This is a genomic window from Dorea sp. MB18-49, from assembly GCF_023669465.1.
In the GTDB taxonomy this organism is placed as follows: domain Bacteria; phylum Bacillota; class Clostridia; order Lachnospirales; family Lachnospiraceae; genus Dorea_A; species Dorea_A longicatena.
This window is the reverse complement of sequence record NZ_JAMOYX010000034.1, coordinates 11,628-32,148: the sequence shown is the minus strand read 5'-3', so window position 1 is coordinate 32,148 and position 20,521 is coordinate 11,628. Positions and strand designations below refer to the sequence as shown.

The window sequence follows — 20,521 nt, the reverse complement described above, 5'->3', positions numbered from 1 at the left end:
TAATTGCTTTTACGTGTCCTTTTGCAAGATCTACTACATGAATGTAGTCACGGACTCCGGTTCCGTCCGGTGTGTCATAGTCATCTCCGAATACGCCGAGTTTTTCAAGCTTTCCTACTGCCACCTGCGAAATATATGGCATCAAATTATTCGGAATTCCCTTTGGATCTTCTCCGATACGTCCGCTTTCATGCGCTCCGACCGGGTTGAAATAACGAAGCAGGATGACATTCATATCCGGATTTGCCTTCTGTACATCTGTCATGATCTGTTCCATCATAGACTTTGTCCATCCATAAGGATTCGTGCACTGTCCCTTCGGACACTCCTCTGTGATCGGCATCTCTTCCGGACTTCCGTATACAGTTGCAGAAGAACTGAATACAATATTCTTAACACCGGTCTGTTTCATAACATCCATCAGTGTCAGAGTTCCTGTTATATTATTACGGTAGTACTCTAATGGCTTCTGTACGGATTCTCCGACTGCTTTCAGTGCTGCACAATGGATAACCGCATCTACGCCTTCTTTTTCCAGCATTGCCTTCAATGCAGCTTCATCCATTACATCCCCTTCATAAAATGTAATCGTCTTTCCGGTAAGCTCTTCTACCCTTTTTAAAGATTCTTTAGATGAATTACAAAGATTGTCATATACAACCACTTCATATCCTTCATTCAGAAGTTCCAGTGCCGTATGACTTCCGATATAACCGGCTCCTCCGGTAATTAATATTTTCTTGGCCACAATAGTACCTCCTAGTTGTTACTATACTTTTTCACGATTTCGTTCATAGTATACCACTTTTGTTCCATATCTTCAACAAGCTTGAACTGGGTACGGCATCTGTCAAGATTATGACCTTCTCTGTGTATCCTGAAATATTTATCTCCCTGCAGATAATCCGTAAGGAAACGCATGCCACATTCAAATGTCATCGTCTTTGCACCCATCGGCATCAGCTCGATCTCCTTAGCTGTCAGCTTTCCGGCACATCCTTTTAAAAATCCTTTCGTATACAATTCAAATAATTCCATACTGCAGGATACTTTCGTAAGGTCTGTCTCATCTTCCAGTGCCGTACTTGCACCGAAACGGATGGAATCCCCGAAATCATTCATCGCAAGCCCCGGCATAACTGTGTCCAGATCGATCACACAGATTCCTTTCCCGGTCTTATCGTCCAGCATAACATTATTCAATTTTGTATCATTGTGTGTAACACGAAGTGGAAGCTCATGCCTGTCCAGCATTTCTGCAAAACAATTAGCAATCTCTTCTCTTTCGAGAACGAACCGGATCTCTTTCTCTACAGAAGCTGCTCTTCCCATAACATCTTCTTCCACTGATTTCTTAAACAGCGCAAACCGGTTTCTCGTATCATGGAACTTTTCTATCGTCTCATGCAGTGTCTCCGCCGGATAGTCAGACAGCAGACTCTGGAAATTCCCGAATGCCACCGCACTTTCATAAAACTGCTCCGGCTTCTCTACCAGATCATAGGTACTTGCATCGGTAATAAATTTATAAGATCTCCAGTAATTTCCCGTAGAATCTATGTAATATGGTTTCCCATCAACCGCCGGGATCACATTCAATGTCTCACGTTCCGGATCTCCGCCATTTTCTATAATCTTCTTTTTCAGAAATGACGTTACTCCTGTGATATTCTCCATGACTTCTACCGGTTTTGGAAATGCCGTAGAATTCATTCTCTGAAGAATGACTTTGATTCTTCCCATCTCGGCAATCTCGAATATCAGAAGAAATGTATCATTGATGTGTCCGCTTCCGTATGGACAGTCCTTTACTAATGTTCCTTCATATTTAAAATGTGCAATCGCTTCATCTCTTTGTTCCCGTGTTACAGGATTCATTTATTTTCCCTCCCAAAGATGCTGCGGGTACAGTCCTTCGTCTTTCATTCTCTGAATGGCTGCAACCACAACCGGTTTATCTTCTTTATAAGTTACTCCATACCATTTATCTGCGGATTTCAGTACCGATACTGTTGCTTTGTCTTCCGCAAGAAGATTACTTACTACAGTTGGCAGGAAATACTCGCATTTCATAGGATTCTCCTGCAGTCCTTTGTCAAGAAATGCCGGGAATCCAGCTTTGATCTCTTCTAAGATGCTCTTTGTAAATCCCCACATATTCATAGATACCGTTATATCATCCGGTACCTGTACCCATGTATTACCGTCGTCTTCTGTGTATGCAACGCCGCCGTTGTACTTTTCGATTCTGGTACGTTCTGTTACGGATATCAATTCTCCATTCTCATTCGTCTCACATACACCTCTGGATACATATCCGTTGTCCGTTACCGTATTGGCAAGATGATATCCGACCATTGTATATCTGTACTTATCATCATCTGCATGTGTAGACAGATAATCATAGATGAGCTTGAATGCTTCTACTCCATAATAGTCATCTGCATTGATCACTGCGAACGGTCCGTCAATCTCATCCATACAGCTGTACACAGCATGTGCTGTTCCCCAAGGTTTTACACGTCCTTCCGGTACTTCATAGCCTTCCGGAATGTTGTCGATATTCTGATAAGCATATGCTACGTCCATGTATTTTTCCATACGTTTTCCCACATGCTCTTTGAACTCTTCTTCGATCTCGTGTTTGATTATGAATACGACCTTCTCAAAGCCGGCTCTCTTTGCATCATACATGGAAAAATCCATGATAATATGTCCGTCATTGTCTACAGGATCTAACTGCTTCAGACCTCCGTATCTGCTTCCCATTCCTGCTGCCATGATCACTAATACTGGTTTATTCATTATAATTACCTCCATGTCTTTAGGATCTTTCGTTTCTAGATTCATTGTAGTATAACTATTTCCAGAAATCTTTATCCTATTATTTTCTTAATTTGCATTATTTATGTGGTTTAATTGTTCCAGATAACTGATGAATTTTTCTGCCATTTTCTTATTCCGTGCATTCACCATAATAGCCGCATGCGCATCATCATAAGAAATAATCTTCTTCTTTTTAAGCATATTATCTTCCGGAAAATCAATGGTTTCTTGAAAACCATCCTGTTTTTTGTACTCTTGATATACATCTTCTCTACAGATCAGTACATCCACTGCATCTGCGCCTACCAGCGTTGTCAGCGCTGTCTTTGAGGACAGGCTCCCTCCATCTTCCGGAATATTCGCCTGTATCCGGATGATCCCGTCCTTTTCGTCAATGCCTGCGTATTTACAGAAATCTTTGTTCAATTCTTCTGCCTTCTGCGAATCGCCCCCTGTGACCGCTACATTCAGAAGAACTGTCGTATGTCTGCCCTTGTACATCGTACAGCCAAGGTAGATAACACCGATTACCACTGCAAGTATGACCAGCCATATCTTATAGTACATCCATAGATATTCTACCTTTTTTCCCAACGGCATTGAACCAAAATTTTTGTCCAAATATACTTCCTCCTTGTCTTTCATCACTGTTCTTCATTATATCATACTTCCGGGCAAAAATAAGCGGAAGAGAACAGATTCCCATTCTCTCCCGCTTTCTTTTTTATTCATACGATTAATATTCAACTTCTACCGGCATTCCCGTCTCTGCTGATTCAAGAATTGCGATGATTGCAAGCGCAGTTCTTCTGGAATCTTCCAAAGTTACTCTGAATTCTTTTCCATCTACCAGACGATCTACGAAATCTCTGATACTTTCATAAGACAGACCCTTGCAACGGTCAAATACCATATTTGATACCAGAATATCCGGCACAGTTGCCTTCTCTTCTGTTACTTCCTCGATCAGGTTGTGGCTGGAAAGATCAAGACTGATCATTCCTTCTGTACACATGACACTGCATCTGAAGTCGTTAATATTACGGTTTCCGTTTGGTGTTACCCATCCGTTTTCCATATGGGCTACTACGCCATTTTCAAATTCAATTGTTGTAAGATAGATATCCGGTACATCTACGCCAAGTCCTTTTAAGATGCCTTCTTTCTTAACCGAATATACTCGTTTTGCTTCTGATCCTACCAGCCATCTTAAGGAATCCAGACTATGACTTCCAAGGAACCATAAGATAGAAGATTTAGAAGCCCATGAAAGCATATCTGTTGCAACCCATTTCACATCGCTGTGACGGATATATGCTGTATATGGTTTTCCGAGTTTTCCTGAAGAAATCTCCTGTTTTGCCGTATTAAACGGTGGATTCCATCGGTTATGAAGGTCTACCATGCAGCGTACACCATTTTTCTCTACTGCCTCACAGATTCTTGCAATATCTTCTTTTGTTGTTGCTAACGGTTTTTCGATCAGAATATCTTTCTTTGCATCTGCCATAGCGCAGGCAATATCAGCATGTGCAAAATCAGGTGTTACGATTGCAACTGCATCAATCTCCTCATCAGCTGCCATATCATGATAATCTGTATATACTTTACGGATTCCAAATTCGTCTGCAATCTCTCTTGCTCTCGCTTCATTCATATCACAGATTGCTACCGGATCTGCAAAAAGATGTTCTGCATATATTGACGCATGTGTGCGTCCCCATGTACCAGCTCCTACAATACCCATTCTGATCTGTTTAATTTCCATAATTGCATCCTCCTGTTCACTTTTATCACATTAAAAATATTGCTGTTGTTTATTGTTTTACCGCTCCAGCGGTCATACCACTTACCAGATGTTTCTGCAGTAATAAGAACATGATCACTACCGGCAAGGTGATCAGCACCGCTCCCGCCATCAATGTTCCCCAGTTCGTCGCATATTGTCCTGAGAAGCTTGCAATTCCGATTGGCAGCGTCCAATTTTCATAACTCTTCATAAATGTGCTGGCAAATAAATACTCGTTCCATCCATTGATGAAGGAAAAGATACCCGTTGCTACCAAACCCGGTACTGTCAACGGCAGGATTACCGTTGCAAAAATTCTGAATCTTCCTGCTCCGTCCACTCTTGCTGCTTCTTCAAGGGAGATTGGTATCGTATCGAAAAATCCCTTCATCATCCATGTACAAAATGGAATGGAGAATGTACAGTAAGCTGCTACCAGACCAATCTTTGTATCCAGAAGCTGCAGATTCCCCATAATTACATATAATGGAATGATCAACAGTGATCCCGGAAGTACCTGTGTTGTTAATATAAAATAAGATAAAAATCCTCTTCCACGAAAACGGAATCTTGAAATTCCATAGCCGCCTAATGTAGCAATGATCATGGAAAATGCTGTTGTCAACAGTGATACTATTACACTGTTTCCCAACCACTGCATAAAGTTAAATGTTGTGGAATGGGTTGTAAGCATCTCTTTGTATCCCTGCATAGTTGCTGCCTTTGGGATAAAGGACGGTGTCTTGCTGTATACTTCTCCTGCCGTTTTAAATGATGTCGAAATCATCCATACAAACGGGAACAGTGCGAACATACACACAATAACAACCAAAATTACTGTAATTACCTTTCTACCTGTTCTTTTTTTCATATCTATTCCTCCTCCTTATTCAGGACCTTGAAATAGAAGAATGTGAATGCCAGCGCTACGAGGAGCATCAGCATACCAGCCGCCGAAGCCTTTCCAAAATCAAAGTATTTAAATCCTGTCTGTTGTATGTAAATGGTCAGAAGTTCTGTCGCCCTTGATGGACCTCCCTTTGTCAGTACGTATGCGATTGCATAATCCTTGATCGTCCAGATAATCAACAGTAAGAATACTGTTGTTGATACCGAACGGATTGCCGGAATCGTGATGTAACGGATTTTCTGAAATGTTGTCGCACCGTCAATATCTGCCGCCTCATACAGATCTGTAGATACACTCTGCATGCCTGCCAGCAGCATGATTGCAACATACGGAAAACCTTTCCATATGTTAACAACCATTGCTGCCGGAAGAGCAACCGACACATCCTGAAGATATGCGATATTATGTGACAAAATTCCGGCATTATTCAACAGAAAATTAATGATTCCATAATCTTTGTCATACATTAAGATCCATACCAGACATGCTACAACTTCCGGAACAGCCCACGGAATGATGATCAGTGCCCGTGCCAGACCACGTCCCAAAAACTTTGTATTTAATAACAATGCTGTAATAAATCCGATAATATATCTTCCTGCAACAGTTACTACGATATAGATCAGTGTTACTTTTACGGAATTGAAGAAATATTCATCCTGTAATACTTTTCCGTAATTTTCAAGTCCCACAAAATAGTGTCCGTTTGGCGATGGTTTTGTTACGTAATAATACTGAAAACTCATGATTGCTGCTTTTACTAACGGGATAACCAGAAACAGGAATAATATCAGTACCAGTGGAACAAGGAAGGCATATGGTTCCATTTTTCTTTTCCAATTACCATTTTTCTTTGTCTGATTCATTGATGGACCACTCCTTACTTAATCTTTTCTACTTACTATTCAGCATCTCTGCTCATAACTTCTTCTACCTGTTTCTGAGCCGAATCCATTTCTTCCTGTACATCCGCTGCTTGCTCTGAGAACATCTTCTGTGCTGCATCCAGCATGATCTGAGAAATTTCTCCAAGCTGCGAGATGTTAGGGTCAGCTACAAGATCTGTGTAGTTGTTCTGCATGAACTCAACGATCTTATGCTCTAACTCGTGATTCTGAATATATTCATCACTTGTAGAGTAATCTGTGTTACTTGGGATCATACCGCAGTCAGCGATGATCTTCTGTGCTTCATCTGTTGTCATCCACTCAAGGAATGCATAAGCTTCTTTTGGATGTTTGCAATTCTTGCTGATCATTGTTACAAGTGGATAATTTGTCGGATTCGGTTTATATGTTGTTCCGTCATATACAACGTCAAACTGTGGAATGATTCCGATATCATCCATTAAAGACTCATCTCTTTCTTTGCACATTCCCACAAACCAAGGACCGTCCATGTTGAATGGAACATCTCCGTTCCAGAACATTTCTCTGGAGTCTTTCTTATCTGTAACCAGTTTTGCTGCTTTATCCTTCAAGATAAAATCCTGCCACCACTGAGCTGCCCATACATTTTCAGGTGCATTAATATTTACATTGTCCGCTGTATATGGCTCTGACTCTCCGTTCGGGAAGTACAGTCCGTTTGATACCGGTCTTGCAATCAGACGATTCCACTCACTGACTGTGAATGCATGTGTTCCGGATACAACGCCCATTGCATATTTTCCATCGTCTGTAAACTTCTTGCATGCTTTTCTGAAGTCTTCCTGTGTCTTGATCTCATCCGGATTTACGCCTGCATCTTTTAACATAGATTTGCGATAGAAGATTCCGGTTGTTCCCCACGCATAACTGGAGATTGCCAGTGTCTGTCCATCTACATCACACATATCCTGTCCGACCAGTTTTTCTTTCAGATCGTCGCTCATATATTCTGAAAGATCCATGAATGTTCCGCCATCACGGATTGCATTATATGTAGAAATGTTTTCTGGATATACCTGGATCATATCACTTTCGTTGTTTGAAAGAATCTCAGTTGTGATATTATCCCAATATCCATCATAACCAGCTCCAAGAATTTCAATTTCTACATTTGGTTCTTTTTTGCTGTATGCTTCAAGCAATGCATCGATTGCTTTTTGATGTGGTTCTTCAACATATACAGATGTTGAGAATGTCAGCTTTACTTTTCCACCATCATCACTGCTTTTTTTGTCATCGCCCTTGCTTCCACAGGCTGCCAGACTAGCTATCATTGCCGCACAAAGCATAACTGAAAGAACTTTTCTTCTTTTTTTCATAACATCTCCTCCTTTTGTTATGGTCGTTTTTTGTTGATTTAATTATATAAAATTCGATATTTCACTGACATGTAATTAACTCAGTTTTTTGTGTTTTTTTATGAGTATTTTACATTTTTTCTGAATATTCTTGATACTTATTTAACATACTGATATTTCATCCATGTATTCATCAACTGTCTTGATGTTTTATTATATTTATAAATTTGCTTGCTTTTTAATAGATATTGAATTTATACTTTAAGTAGGATTTTTGTGCACAATATTGTAGATTTTTGTGAAAGTTGGTGTACGCATTATGTATAAAGCAATTATCATCGATGATGAACCCTGGACAATCATTGATATAGAAAAAACTTTTTCTCTGGAAGATATGGGATTTGAAATTGTCGGCTCTTATCGGACACCGCAGAAAGCACTTCCTGCCATTATCTCTAAGAAGCCTGACCTGGTTATTACAGATATCCGAATGCCTGGAATGACGGGAATGGAACTCATCAAAAGTGTCCGTAGTCAGAAGATTAACTGTGAATTCATTATTGTCAGTGGTCACAGTGACTTTTCTTATGCACAGGAGGCAATTTCTTACGGCGTTGCCGGATATTGTCTGAAGCCACTGGATCCACATGAAACCTCCGAAGCACTGAACCGTGCCAAGAATCATCTCGACAGCCGAAAGACTATTACACCGGAGCCGTCCTATCTTGATGACAATTTTGAAGGATTGAGGAACTATATAATCACTCATTTTTCAGAAAAACTGACATTAAAATCTCTGGCCGCAGAGTTTAATATGAATCCGAATTATTGCTGCTCACTTTTTACAAAATATCTTGGCCAGACATTTTCCGCTTATCTTACAGAACTTCGGATCACGGAAGCTCAGAACCTGCTTCATAATTCCAATTATTCTCTGGAAGAGATTGCCTCCCTGGTTGGTTTTAAAGATTACTTTTATTTCAGCAAAGTATTTAAAAAATACTGCAAATATTCTCCAAAAGAATATCGTACTCTTCCACATTAAAAAACAGCCAATGACGGCTTTACCGTTTATTTGAACACCAAAAAGATATCTGCGAGGTTTGATACTTATGAAAAAATCGCTTTCCCGCCAGTTTATTGCACTTCTGTTAATTCCGGTCTGTATTATTCTCGTAATTAACTTTTGTATCATTATCCGTCTGCACAAGAGTCAGAATGAGGAATTAAAGAACTATTGTATCTCTACACTTGAAAATATTAATGTAAATGTCTCTTCCATGACCACCAGTATGAAGAAAACAGCCACTGTATTTTCATCTCAAAAAGAAACACAGGCATATCTTGAAAGTTCATCTTCTGATTCTCATCAGCTCCAGCGGCAGTCTTACTCCGAACTGATTGGCATGGCGCAGTCTTACACTCCGGGACTGATAGATATCCTTATGTGGGATCAGACTTCTGTAACAAGTCTGATCAGCTACATTCCTGCTGATATGGAAGATTTTGTTGTAAATCAATTTCAAGACAGCCGGAATGATACAGCCTCTTATTTTCATTTTTACATACAGCCCGCAACCGACACCCCTTACATGATGTATTTTGCACCGATATATCTTACTTCATTTTCCGAAAACTTTGGAAAATACGTTGGCAACATCGCCATCATCTGCAAAACTGATGCATTATATAAACTGGTAAATGCATCCACAGATATTTCACTGACAATCTCTGACCGGACTACCAATCAGATATTGTATTCTAATGCCGTTGCCCGAAGACATATCCCGGCACGGAATAATTTTGAATTCTTCAAAAAAACCATGGAACTTTCCAATAGTAATCTGGATATCACTGCCATCGCTTATAACGGACAGATTCATCTTTTACAGGGTCAGGAATCTCAACTCCTGCTCTCACTTGCGATTCTGCTTCTTGTATACATACTGTTAGTTATTCTTGCTGTACAACACCTGATTATCCATCCGATTCATCAACTGAATGAAACGATCGAAAATCTTGACTATAAAAATAATGAACTACACCTTCAGACAAATTTAAAAAACGAAATTGGCTCCATCACTTCTCATGTGAACCATATGCTTGACAGGATTTCTTCTCTGAACCAGCGTGACATTGAATCACAGGCGCGAATTTACGAGATGGAACTAAATAAAAAGCAGACGCAAATTTATGCATATCAAAGCCAGATCAACCCACATTTTCTCTATAATATGTTACAATGTATGCGTGGGATTTCTCTGATGCATGATATTCCGGAAGTCGCACAAATCTGTACAAATATGGCAGATTTGTTCCGCTATTCTATCAAAGGTGCTTTTCTTGTTCCTTTGGAAAATGAATTGAATATCATCGACAAATATCTGTATATGATCGAAGTTCGTTTTCAGGGAAGGATCACTTATAAACTGGAAGTCTCTGAGAATACAAAAGACTGCCTGATTCCAAAAATGATTCTGCAGCCAATTGTAGAAAATGCTATTTTCCACGGTCTGGATGAGATTGAGGAAGGCGGCATCGTCACCATAAAGACTACCAGATCAGAAGATGATCTGTATATTACTGTCACAGATAATGGAGTCGGATTTTCCAAAGAAAAATTGTACGATCTGACTCGAAAATTGGAAGAGGAAATCACATTTATTAACAATTCATCTTCCGAAACCTCTGACAATATCGGTGTGATCAATATCCATAATAAGATAAGACTTTATGAAGGAAATAATTATGGTCTCTCCATTAACAGTATCCCAAATCATACTTCTGTCACTTTGCATCTGAATGCAAAGCAGCAAACTACAACTTAGTATTTTTTACTTCCCAGGAGGACATATGTCATGAGTCGTTTTTTTAATCCTGATAACCCTATTATGGAGTTCATCGCAAAAATATTTGATTTGATCCTATTGAACCTGATCTTTATCTTCAGTTGTGTTCCGATCATCACCATCGGTGCATCCACCAGCGCACTTTCCTATGTGACACTGAAGATGGTTCGTGGTGAGGACCCCTACATCTGGCAGAATTTCTGGAAATCATTCCGTCAGAATTTTAAACAAGGTACACTGATATGGATATTTTCCATTCTGGTCTTTATCTTTCTTGGAATGGATTTTTACATCATCAATTCACAGAATACAACACTGTTTGCAGTGATACGCATGCTCCTCTGGTGTGTATGTCTCGTTGCATTATCTGTATTCTTATATGTCTTTCCGATCATCTCACATTTTGTGTGCAGTACAACACAGGCGTTAAAAAATGCAGTTTTTATGACATTCGGACACCTGCCGTATACACTGGTAATGTTGGTGATTGCCGGACTGATCCTGTACTTATGCGCCTGCTCTGTTAAGACATTCGCTCTGGTCGTTGTGATCAGCGGGATCTGCGGATTCTCTGTAGTAGCATTTATCTACAGTATTCTGTTTGACCGGATATTCAAAAAATATGAGCCGGAATCCCCGGACAATATAGAATAATTGTAAAAACTATAAGAGACTATCCTGTTATTGACATAACGGATGGTCTCTATTTCATATAAAAAGAGGACAAGACCTGCTATCTCATCCTCTTATAACTATTCATATTCTAGCCCTTGATTCCTGACTGTGCCACACCTTCAATAAACTGTTTCTGGAAGATGAAGAACAATACAATGATCGGGATAACCGCCATTACGGCTCCTGCCATCTGCATTGGATACTTGGTTGTATACTGTCCCTGTAATGTCGAAAGAGCAGGACCAAGTGTCATCTTATCCATAGACGTATTAACGATCAATGGCCACATGAAATCATTCCATGCAAATTTCGCTGTAAAGATTACCAACGATACGATACCTGCTTTTGTAAGTGGAAGCATGATCCTTCCAAAGATCTGGAAACGGTTACAACCGTCCAGCAACGCCGCTTCTTCCAGTTCCTTCGGCAATGACATAAAGAACTGTCTCAGAAGAAATGTTCCAAATGCACTGAATAAGTTTGGCAGGAACAATGCCGGTATCGTGTCCAGAAGTCCAAGACTCTGAACAATCCGGTACTGCGGGATCAGGAATATCTGACCCGGTACCATAAGTACAGATAACACCAGTACAAAGATCGCATTCTTAAACGGGAATTCGATTCTTGCAAATGCATAAGCTGCCATAGAGCAGAACAGCACCTGTACAACAGTTGTTACCACAGTTGATATAATTGTGTTCAAATATACTCTTCCAAACGGAAGTGCTGTTACGATAGATGAATACGCATCTGTCAGAAACTTCTTCGGGAAAATGGTCGGCGGTATCTGCATGGCCTCTCCGACTGTCTTAAAAGAAGTCAGGATCATCCACACAAACGGAAATACCGTAATCGTAATTCCAAGGAGAAGTAAGATATGTACAATTATTTTTCTTGAATTTTTACTCTTCATTTTTCTTCTCCTCCTCTCTTAATCATAATTTACCCATTTTTTCTGACCGATCATCTGGATCACTGTTACCAGCATGATTACTGCAAAGATCAGAATTGAAATTGCTGCTGCATAGCCTTTGTATCCATAATCAAATGCCTGACGGTAGAATAACATAACAACCGTCTGCGTATTTGCATATGCCGGATTCGTTTTTCCGATCATCATATAAATGACATCGAATACCTGGAATCCACTGATGATGGATGTGATCATCACAAAGAAGATCGTTGGTGTCAGAAGAGGAATCGTTACCTTAAAAAATAACTGAATTGGTCCTGCTCCGTCAATCTGTGCTGCTTCGTAATAAGATTTTGAAATTCCCTGCATACCTGCAAGCAGGATGATCATGTTATATCCAACCGACATCCAGAGACCTACGATCATAACACTATATAATGCAATTTTCGGATCTGTCAGCCAGCCGATACCTTTTCCACCCAGTGCACGGATCGCACTGTTTAAGATACCCATTTTCTCGTTGTAGATCCATTTCCATACCATAGCAACAGCTGCTGCCATGGTTACGGATGGTAAGAAATACAATGTACGGTAGATAGAGGTACCTTTAATCTTGGAGTTCAGAAGAGCTGCGATCAGGATTGATAAGAACAATCCAACCGGAACCGTAACCACAACGTACTTCAATGTATTTCCGAATGTTCTCAATACTTCGCCATCATGGAATAATTTCTGGTAATTTGCCAGACCGCAAAAAGTTGCGACATTAAATTTACTTACTTCATTAAAACTAAACCAGATATTCTGGATAAATGGCCAGATATAGAACACCAGAAGGCCGAGGGTAACCGGCGCAATAAATATATACGCCGCAATCCAATCCTTCTTCTCTCTCTTACTCGCCCGTTTTTTCACTACGCCTGTTTTTGATTTACCTTCAGCCATATCTTTTCACCTGTTTCTTACTATTATTCCTGAAGTAACTTGTCTGCCTGTTTTGTCAGACCCTTGCAGACATCTGAAAGTGATTTCTCTCCATTATATGCTTTCTGAAGTTCTGTTGCTTCCAGATCATACAGTTCTGCTGCTTTCGCACATACCGGAAGTGGATATGCTTCATCAGCGTGATTGGTGTAAGCTGCAAGATTGTACTGTGAATTAGCTTCTGCAAAGCATTTCTGTGCATCTGTTCTTGCAGAGATTACAACACCTGTTTTTCCCTGGATTTCCTGAGCTTCTTTACTTCCAAGCCAGATAGCGAAATCTTCTGCTGCTTCTTTGTTCTTGCTTCCTTCAAACACTGCATATCCAAGTCCGTTGATGCAGTTGTCTTCTTTTCCGTTGAATGTCGGAATCTCTACGCAATCAACCTTATCTTTGATTGCGTCATTGCTTGCATACTCTGGAACCATGTATGATCCGGCAAAGTTCATTGCAAGCTGTCCACCCTCGAACATCGCATCTGCTGTTGTCTCTGAAAGAGCTGATGCACTTGGAGATAATCCTTCATTGTACATATCGATCCAGCACTGAATACCTTCCTGTGTCTTAGGATCATCATATCCTGTAGACTTCTTATCATCACTTAAGATATATCCGCCATTTGCATAGACGGTCTGATAATACCATGTCTGGAAATCAACCGGGCAAGCAAACGGATATACACCGTCTCCAAGTTTTCCGCTGTCTTTTAATGCCTTAGCAGTTGCAACCAGATCATCATAACTCATATCATCTGTAGGGTATGGAACTCCGCACTTGTCAAAGATTTCTTTGTTATACCACAATGCATTGGTATCAAAATCTTTCGGCACAGCATAGTTCTTCTTATCACGGACATAGTTATTAACCAGTGTCTCAGAATAGCTGTCCTTGATATCTGAGTCTTTGATCTTATCTGTCAGATCATCCAGGATTCCTCCCTCTACATATGAGTCCAGATGAAGAACGTTCAGCCAGAATACATCCGGAGCTTTTCCGCCACTTGCTGCAGCTTCAAGTTTTGTCCAGTATTCCCCACCTTTATATGGTGTTAACTGGATATTGATCTTGACATCTGAATTTTCTTTTTCATATGCCTTTACCATTTTCTCCATAGCCGGTCTCTGATTCTCATCCCAGATACCAAAATTTAATTCTGTCTTTCCTCCGGAAGCACTTTCGCCTTTACTTCCGCCACATGCTGTCAGCATCGTTGCACCCAGGGCTACACAAAGTCCCAGAGCTGCTACTTTTCTCATGTTCTTTTTCATAATGTTCACTCCTTCTCTTATTATTACAGGGTTACGTTTTATATGAAGTCTTCTGCTTCTCTGCAAAAAACACATATACTATATCGTTGTCATATTTACCGGAATGTATCTATCTCAACTGCTTTTCCGTCATGCAGTCTCGAATATTCGGCTGCCAGTGCACAATAATGACTCTGAAGTGATCTGTCCAGAGATGTTATGTATGTACTCTCTGTCTTTTCTCCGCTTATAATATCTAGAAATTCCTCAACCATCTTATTGTCTCCACCGCCGTGTCCCGAAAAATCATCCGATAAAGCTGCTACATCGATTACATCTTTCGTCCTTCCCGGATCGAAATACTCGATTACGATTTTGCTTTCCTTTTCATCCGGCTGCATATCTACGATCACTTCACCTCTGGTTCCCATAAACTTCGCATATCTGGAAGCCTCCGCTGTAAAACCACACATGGTAAAGCTCATCGTTGTTCCATCTGTCATATTCAGATTAACCACCTGATGATCCACTACATTATTGTTACAATGGAATACACATTTTCCATATGGACCTGTCTTCAGTGCTTCTATCAGCTTTTCTTCTGTTGGTCCGGATGGAACAAGCACATCTAACGGCCACCCTCTGTTACCTTTGCGGTAACCGATTCTTTCATGTTCCAGGTATATCTTTTCTGCATCAAAGATGCATTTTTCTTTTGCCTTACAGCCTTCCAGGCATCTGCCTGTACATCCTTCCGGTGCATGTTTCGGTGTGAAATAATTCAGATCGCCATAGGATGTAAGTGATCTGCATGTCTTATTTGCAAGCCACAGATACAGATCCATGTCATGACAGCATTTCTGAAGGATCATCGGGCTTGTCTCATCTGAATTTGCCCAGTTGCCTCTGACAAAGCTATGTGCCTGATGAAACCATCCGACATTTTCAATCGCCATGATCGAGATCACATCACCTATCGTTCCTGCATCCAGGATTTCTTTCACCTTCTGATAGATTGGTGTATATCTTAGAACATGACAGACAACCACTTCTCTTTTACATTCTTTTGCCACTTCGGATATTTTTCTGCATTCACCCAGATCCGGTGAAATTGGTTTTTCAAGAAGCAGATGATACCCTTTCTTTAAAGCTTTTATAGCCTGACCCACATGTTGTCTGTCCTGTGTTGCTATGATCATCGCATCCGCAAGTTTTTCCTCCTTTAACATGTCTTCGGCGCTTTCATAACAGTGTGACATCGGGACGTCATATTCTTCTGCCGTCAGTTTTACTTTTTCCGGATCAATATCTGCAATGGCTACGATTTTCATCTTATCCGGATATATTTTTGCAGCTTTTGCATAAGTATCTCTTCCTCTGCTTCCGAGACCTGCAATTGCAACCGTCATCTGTCTGCTCATCTTTCTCATCTTTCTCATCCGCCTTCCTTTATTTGTATTAGTGTATCTTACATTTCAATGCTATAAATCTGTTTCCCGAAATCAACGGTTACCTTTGTGCCATCCGAAAACATCGTTCTTTGGATCTCCGGATTGCCATCCACCATTTCATGGCTTACCATCTCGCATTTTGCAACCTTTTTATGAAGGTCTGTGACAACTTTACATCTCTTAATGTCTTCCTCGATGTGCATCTTTACATTTCCATCAAAGGAACCATCAAAGTTCGGATATGCACCGTCACGGATCAGATAAGGTGCGCCGCCATTTAATAATGCATACAACATATAATCTTCTGTGTCATCAATCTTTTCCATCATCCATGGTTCGATCAGGCAGTCATGATATACCAGATTGAATAACGGTACCGGTACACCGTATTTTGGGCTTCCCGGCTTGCGGAGCATGAAATCATATGGTGCATAGTGGCAGAACACAAGGCTTCTTGCGCTCCAGTCGCTGACTTCCTCTGAACTTGGAAGAATTCCTTTTGACATCAGATAATCAAAGCATCTTGCTCTGAAGTCATAGCAGTCTCTTCTTGTCATGCGGTGTCTTGGATTATTACATTCATCACCTTCATTGCAGGTGAACACATCCAGATAAGCACCGTCCAGATGGATCTGATTCTTTTCAATCTCCCGGAAATTACGTTTTACATAATGTGGTGCCTGCGTTGCGCACAGGTAAGACTGCTGCCCGCCAGCCCATCTCTTATGTGTCGGTATGGTTCCGTCTGTAAGTCTGCATGCATAATCTTCATCAAAGCTTTCTGCTGCGAAATAATAATCACGGTACTGGTCATGGATGCCGAACAGGTCTCCCTGCTTTTGCATCGTGTCTGCCAGTTCTTTCATATCCTTCCAACCGCCGGCTTCTTCGCAGGCCGGTGTGTAATCCGGATGTTTGTTATCATATCCAGGCTCTGCCCATCCGTCCAGGTGAAGATATAATTTTCCGGCTCCGAGTTCATGAAGCTCTTTCATCTCTTTTGTTCTGACTGCAAATGGTGTCAGGTTGTTGTTCTTATCTGGATTCTCCGGATCAAAAAAGTCTGATTCCGGCTGAACGAATGTCTTAATTCCTTTATGGATGAAGCTGCATCCGATCAGATCATCTACAGAAGCAACTCTTGCAGCTTTTTCATTCAGCGTACATAAGTTACCCTGTTCTCTTACATAATCTCTGTAGATCTTACATGCATCATTGTAATCTCCATCTTCGATCAGTGTATATCTTACCACTCTCTTATAATCCATCCTGCCGAGACTTGGCTCGAATCTCACTCCTACATGTGTATATGGTCCGTTCTCCGGATGCTCTGCCTGATATCCTGCATTCCATGGTGTTGTGCAGATTGCAATGTATCCGTTACGCCCCTTAAACTGTGAGAACCATGGCATATAACCGCCGGCTGTCTCGAAGAAACCATCGAATGGAATTGCTGTAAGCTCTGTCTCCCAGTCATTCGGGATCAGCACTCCCTGCTGCATATTCAGCAGTGTATACCAGTCATTTTTCTTTTCTTCTAGCTCCATCTCTCCCGGCCAGAATACTTTTTCTACCGTAATCCCTTCTTCACATATCGGAACCCACTCAAAGAAAATGTCTTCTGTAGTTTCCTCAATCCATGCATAAGTTTCAAATGCATATGGAACTTTAGTTCCTTCTATCTCAAATCCGGCAAATGAACTGCGGATTCCTTTTCCGATTCCGTTCTGTACCAGTTCATGATGAATCTCCAGTGCTTCGTCAAAAAAAACGGTTCCCTCTTTACACTCCATTTTCGGACGGTAATCCTTCGTCCAGCTCCACTCTGTTTCCCCTTTACAGAACGAAAACTTTAGATTACTCTCGTCCATTCTAAGTTGTATTGCGTTTATCTTTATGTCCAACATATGAACCACCTCTCATTGGCAAATTCGCCAATTTTCTTGTTTCTTTTCGTTTATTATATTGTATTGTGCACAACAATGCTTAGAGTTTCGTCCTCGCTTATTGTCATATTGTCCACATCCTGTTACAATATAAGCTAGGAGGACTGATTATGACTTATATAAAGACCAAATTAAAGCGTTCCATCGATATCGATGCGATCATCACTTTACACTATTTTGAATATATGAAAAATTTTGAATTCAAAGGTGAATCTCATGACTTCTGGGAGTTTCTCTATGTTGACAAAGGAACCATTGCCGTCCGTGCTGATGACACCTGGACTACTCTCAAAACCGGAGATATCATCTTTCACCAACCAAATGAATTCCATGCGATCAAATCCATCGGAAAAGACTCTCCGAATCTGGTAGTCATGTCATTTACCTGTGATTCTCCTGCCATGGATTTCTTTATCCGCAGGAATTTCACCCTGAGTATGGAAGAACGTTCCATGATATCGCAGATCATCACAGAAGCCCGGCAGACGTTTTCCACGCCAATGCATATTCCTTCTGTCGAACAGGTAGAGTTAAAAGACAATACACCGTTTGCTTCACAGCAGATGATCCTTCTCTACCTTGAATTATTCCTAATCACTTTGATCCGTGAACATCAGCCCACCGGGAATGCGTCCTCTGCGATGCACAAATCTTCTCCGGAAAAAGAATCCACAGAACATGAACGGCTCAGTAAAATTCTGAAATTTTTGGAATTTCATATCTGCGAAAAACTGACCGTCAGCGATATCAGCGATGCATTTTCCATTTCCAGATCAGCTCTTCAGTCTCTGTTTCATGAACAGCTTGACTGTGGCGTGATCGACCATTTTAATAAAATGAAGATTCAAAGAGCGAAAGATATTATCTGCGACGGATCCATGAATCTTACCGAGATTGCATATTTCCTTTCTTACAGCTCTCTTCCATATTTTTCCAAACAATTCCGGATCGCCACCGGGATGTCGCCGTCTGCCTATGCCTCTTCAGTCAAAGGCATTACCGATGCCCTGCGGAACAGCAAAGAACGGGAACGTGATGCATAAAAAGTGACGCAATGAAGTCCGGTATTCCGCACCCCATTGCGTCACTTTTTTTGTAGAGAGTTTTTTATAGATAATGTTACCGTATCTTAAAATTCTGCTTTTAAGAATGTTTCATAACATCTTACAGCCTCATATACATCAGCTTTACTTGTTGTCTCCCATGGTGCATGCATGCCTAACACGGCCACACCACTGTCAATGACTTCCATTCCATATACACTCATCAGATAAGCGATCGTTCCACCGCCGCCTACGTCAACACGGCCAAGCTCTGCTGTCTGGAAGTTCACACCTGCTTCTTCCATAATCTGTCTGAGCTGTGCAATATATTCCGGATTCGCGTCATTGGATCCGCTCTTTCCGCCGGATCCTGTATATTTGTTAAACACCGGTCCGCGTGCCAGGAATGCTGCATTTCTCTTTTCATATACATCCTCGTACATCGGATCAAATCCTGCACTTACATCGGATGATAACATCTTTGAATTTGCCAGTGTTCTTCTGAGCACAATATCGTTGTATTCAACGCCTTCATTCAAAAGAACATATTCTGCAACTGCATTTTCGAAAAACCGGGATGTCATACCACTTGCTCCCGTACTACCGATCTCTTCCTTGTCTACCAGCAGACAGCAGGAAGTTCTTGCAACCTCTTCTGCTCTTAATATTGCGAACAGGGATGTAAATGCACATACTCTGTCATCCTGTCCGTATGCAAGAATCATGCTGTTATCCAGACCACAGTCTCTTGCTTTTCCCGCAGGTACAATCTCCAGTTCTGCGGAAAGAAAATCTTCTTCTTCGACATCATATCTTTCTTTCAGAAGATTTTTAATTCTTCTTGTAACTGCATTTTCTTCCTTGTCCTCCGGGCGGTTGCCGATCAGAAGATCCATCTGTTCCCCATCGATAAAATCTTTTGCCAGCTTCTCCCTCTGTCTTGCTCCAAGGTGCGGAAGAAGATCATTAATAACCAGTACCGGATCTGTCTCTTTTTCCCCAACGCAGACCTCTACTTTTTCTCCATTCTTCTTTACGATTACACCATGAAGTGCAAGTGGGATTGAAAGCCACTGATATTTCTTAACACCGCCATAGTAATGTGTGTCCAGATAAGCAAGTCCCTCGTTTTCATACAACGGATTCTGCTTTACATCAATTCTAGGCGAATCAATATGTGCTCCCAGAATATTCATTCCTTCCTCTACCGGTGCTGTTCCTGCCTGGAAAAGTACAATGGCCTTCCCCATATAATCCATATATACTTTATCCCCTGCATGAATCTTTGTGCCGGCTTTGATCAGATCTTTCATATTCCTGTATCCCTCTGCCTCTGCAAGTTCAATCGTCTTTTTGACGCATTCACGTTCCGTCTTACCTTCATCCAGACATGTACGATACTGCGCATTCACTTCTTCCAGCTCCCGGATCTGCGCTTCACTGTACGTCTGCCATAAGTTTTTACGTTCCATACCTCTCGTATCACCTCATATTCTTTTATTATTTATGTTGTATTATAGACCAAGTGTTTCATAAATGTATTATGCTTTCGTCCAGTGAAGTTATACAATTATCCACCTATACCGATAAATATTTGTACAATCTTTATTTTCCCTTTACTTTTCAGACAACTCTGCGTTATGATGATATCAAATATGATG

General features: G+C 40.9%; 18 protein-coding genes. 4 read left to right on the top strand and 14 right to left on the bottom strand.

All coding sequences use genetic code 11. From position 1 onward, the window contains the following. The 8 genes from galE to NCY30_RS10475 form a co-directional block, all read right to left on the bottom strand. Positions 1–748 (bottom strand): UDP-glucose 4-epimerase GalE (gene galE, locus NCY30_RS10510; RefSeq protein ID WP_250818723.1); only part of this gene is annotated, 748 nt, incomplete at its 3' end. Positions 749–759: 11 nt separating this feature from the next. Then, the gene (locus NCY30_RS10505; RefSeq protein ID WP_173784923.1) at positions 760–1,878 is read right to left on the bottom strand and encodes a phosphotransferase enzyme family protein; all 1,119 of its coding nucleotides are present in this window, start codon (positions 1,876–1,878) and stop codon (positions 760–762) included. Continuing rightward, entirely contained in the window at positions 1,879–2,805 is a 927-nt protein-coding gene (locus tag NCY30_RS10500) for a nucleotidyltransferase family protein (protein WP_055283887.1), read from the bottom strand. It abuts the gene before it with no gap. Between the two features lie 87 nt (positions 2,806–2,892). Further along, on the bottom strand, positions 2,893–3,447 hold the full coding sequence (locus tag NCY30_RS10495) for a hypothetical protein (protein WP_155515231.1): 555 nt from the start codon (positions 3,445–3,447) through the stop codon (positions 2,893–2,895). 115 nt (positions 3,448–3,562) lie between these two features. Then, the gene (locus NCY30_RS10490; protein ID WP_028088567.1) at positions 3,563–4,594 is read right to left on the bottom strand and encodes a Gfo/Idh/MocA family protein; all 1,032 of its coding nucleotides are present in this window, start codon (positions 4,592–4,594) and stop codon (positions 3,563–3,565) included. Between the two features lie 49 nt (positions 4,595–4,643). Next, entirely contained in the window at positions 4,644–5,486 is an 843-nt protein-coding gene (locus NCY30_RS10485; protein WP_055283891.1) for a carbohydrate ABC transporter permease, read from the bottom strand. Between the two features lie 2 nt (positions 5,487–5,488). Next, entirely contained in the window at positions 5,489–6,391 is a 903-nt protein-coding gene (locus NCY30_RS10480) for a carbohydrate ABC transporter permease (protein WP_028088569.1), read from the bottom strand. A 35-nt stretch (positions 6,392–6,426) separates the two neighbouring features. Further along, complete coding sequence (locus tag NCY30_RS10475; RefSeq protein WP_118310083.1) at positions 6,427–7,773, bottom strand: ABC transporter substrate-binding protein; 1,347 nt, start codon at positions 7,771–7,773, stop codon at positions 6,427–6,429. 298 nt (positions 7,774–8,071) lie between these two features. Here NCY30_RS10475 and NCY30_RS10470 point away from each other — a divergent pair, with 298 nt between their 5' ends. The 3 genes from NCY30_RS10470 (at position 8,072) to NCY30_RS10460 (ending at position 11,255) form a co-directional block, all read left to right on the top strand. Beyond that, the gene (locus NCY30_RS10470) at positions 8,072–8,797 is read left to right on the top strand and encodes a response regulator transcription factor (RefSeq protein ID WP_118310082.1); all 726 of its coding nucleotides are present in this window, start codon (positions 8,072–8,074) and stop codon (positions 8,795–8,797) included. Positions 8,798–8,864: 67 nt separating this feature from the next. Next, complete coding sequence (locus NCY30_RS10465; protein WP_118310081.1) at positions 8,865–10,580, top strand: sensor histidine kinase; 1,716 nt, start codon at positions 8,865–8,867, stop codon at positions 10,578–10,580. A 30-nt stretch (positions 10,581–10,610) separates the two neighbouring features. Beyond that, the gene (locus NCY30_RS10460; RefSeq protein ID WP_118225244.1) at positions 10,611–11,255 is read left to right on the top strand and encodes a YesL family protein; all 645 of its coding nucleotides are present in this window, start codon (positions 10,611–10,613) and stop codon (positions 11,253–11,255) included. 109 nt (positions 11,256–11,364) lie between these two features. On the opposite strand, the gene NCY30_RS10455 is transcribed toward NCY30_RS10460, so the two are convergent. The 5 genes from NCY30_RS10455 to NCY30_RS10435 form a co-directional block, all read right to left on the bottom strand. After that, the gene (locus NCY30_RS10455; protein ID WP_118225245.1) at positions 11,365–12,189 is read right to left on the bottom strand and encodes a carbohydrate ABC transporter permease; all 825 of its coding nucleotides are present in this window, start codon (positions 12,187–12,189) and stop codon (positions 11,365–11,367) included. 18 nt (positions 12,190–12,207) lie between these two features. Beyond that, positions 12,208–13,134 carry a carbohydrate ABC transporter permease gene (locus NCY30_RS10450; RefSeq protein WP_118310079.1) on the bottom strand — a complete coding sequence of 309 codons (927 nt, stop codon included), beginning with the start codon at positions 13,132–13,134 and terminating at the stop codon, positions 12,208–12,210. 23 nt (positions 13,135–13,157) lie between these two features. Beyond that, the gene (locus tag NCY30_RS10445) at positions 13,158–14,441 is read right to left on the bottom strand and encodes an ABC transporter substrate-binding protein (RefSeq protein WP_173784924.1); all 1,284 of its coding nucleotides are present in this window, start codon (positions 14,439–14,441) and stop codon (positions 13,158–13,160) included. 95 nt (positions 14,442–14,536) lie between these two features. Next, the gene (locus NCY30_RS10440; protein WP_173784935.1) at positions 14,537–15,841 is read right to left on the bottom strand and encodes a Gfo/Idh/MocA family protein; all 1,305 of its coding nucleotides are present in this window, start codon (positions 15,839–15,841) and stop codon (positions 14,537–14,539) included. 47 nt (positions 15,842–15,888) lie between these two features. Then, on the bottom strand, positions 15,889–17,778 hold the full coding sequence (locus NCY30_RS10435; protein WP_055181994.1) for a DUF5696 domain-containing protein: 1,890 nt from the start codon (positions 17,776–17,778) through the stop codon (positions 15,889–15,891). A 149-nt stretch (positions 17,779–17,927) separates the two neighbouring features. Here NCY30_RS10435 and NCY30_RS10430 point away from each other — a divergent pair, with 149 nt between their 5' ends. Further along, positions 17,928–18,860: an AraC family transcriptional regulator gene (locus tag NCY30_RS10430; protein ID WP_250818722.1), complete on the top strand. Its 933-nt coding sequence runs from the start codon at positions 17,928–17,930 to the stop codon at positions 18,858–18,860. 86 nt (positions 18,861–18,946) lie between these two features. Here the strand turns inward: NCY30_RS10430 and NCY30_RS10425 are convergent, their stop codons facing one another. Beyond that, on the bottom strand, positions 18,947–20,332 hold the full coding sequence (locus NCY30_RS10425) for an aminopeptidase (protein ID WP_055181990.1): 1,386 nt from the start codon (positions 20,330–20,332) through the stop codon (positions 18,947–18,949). Between the last annotated feature and the right edge of the window lie 189 nt (positions 20,333–20,521).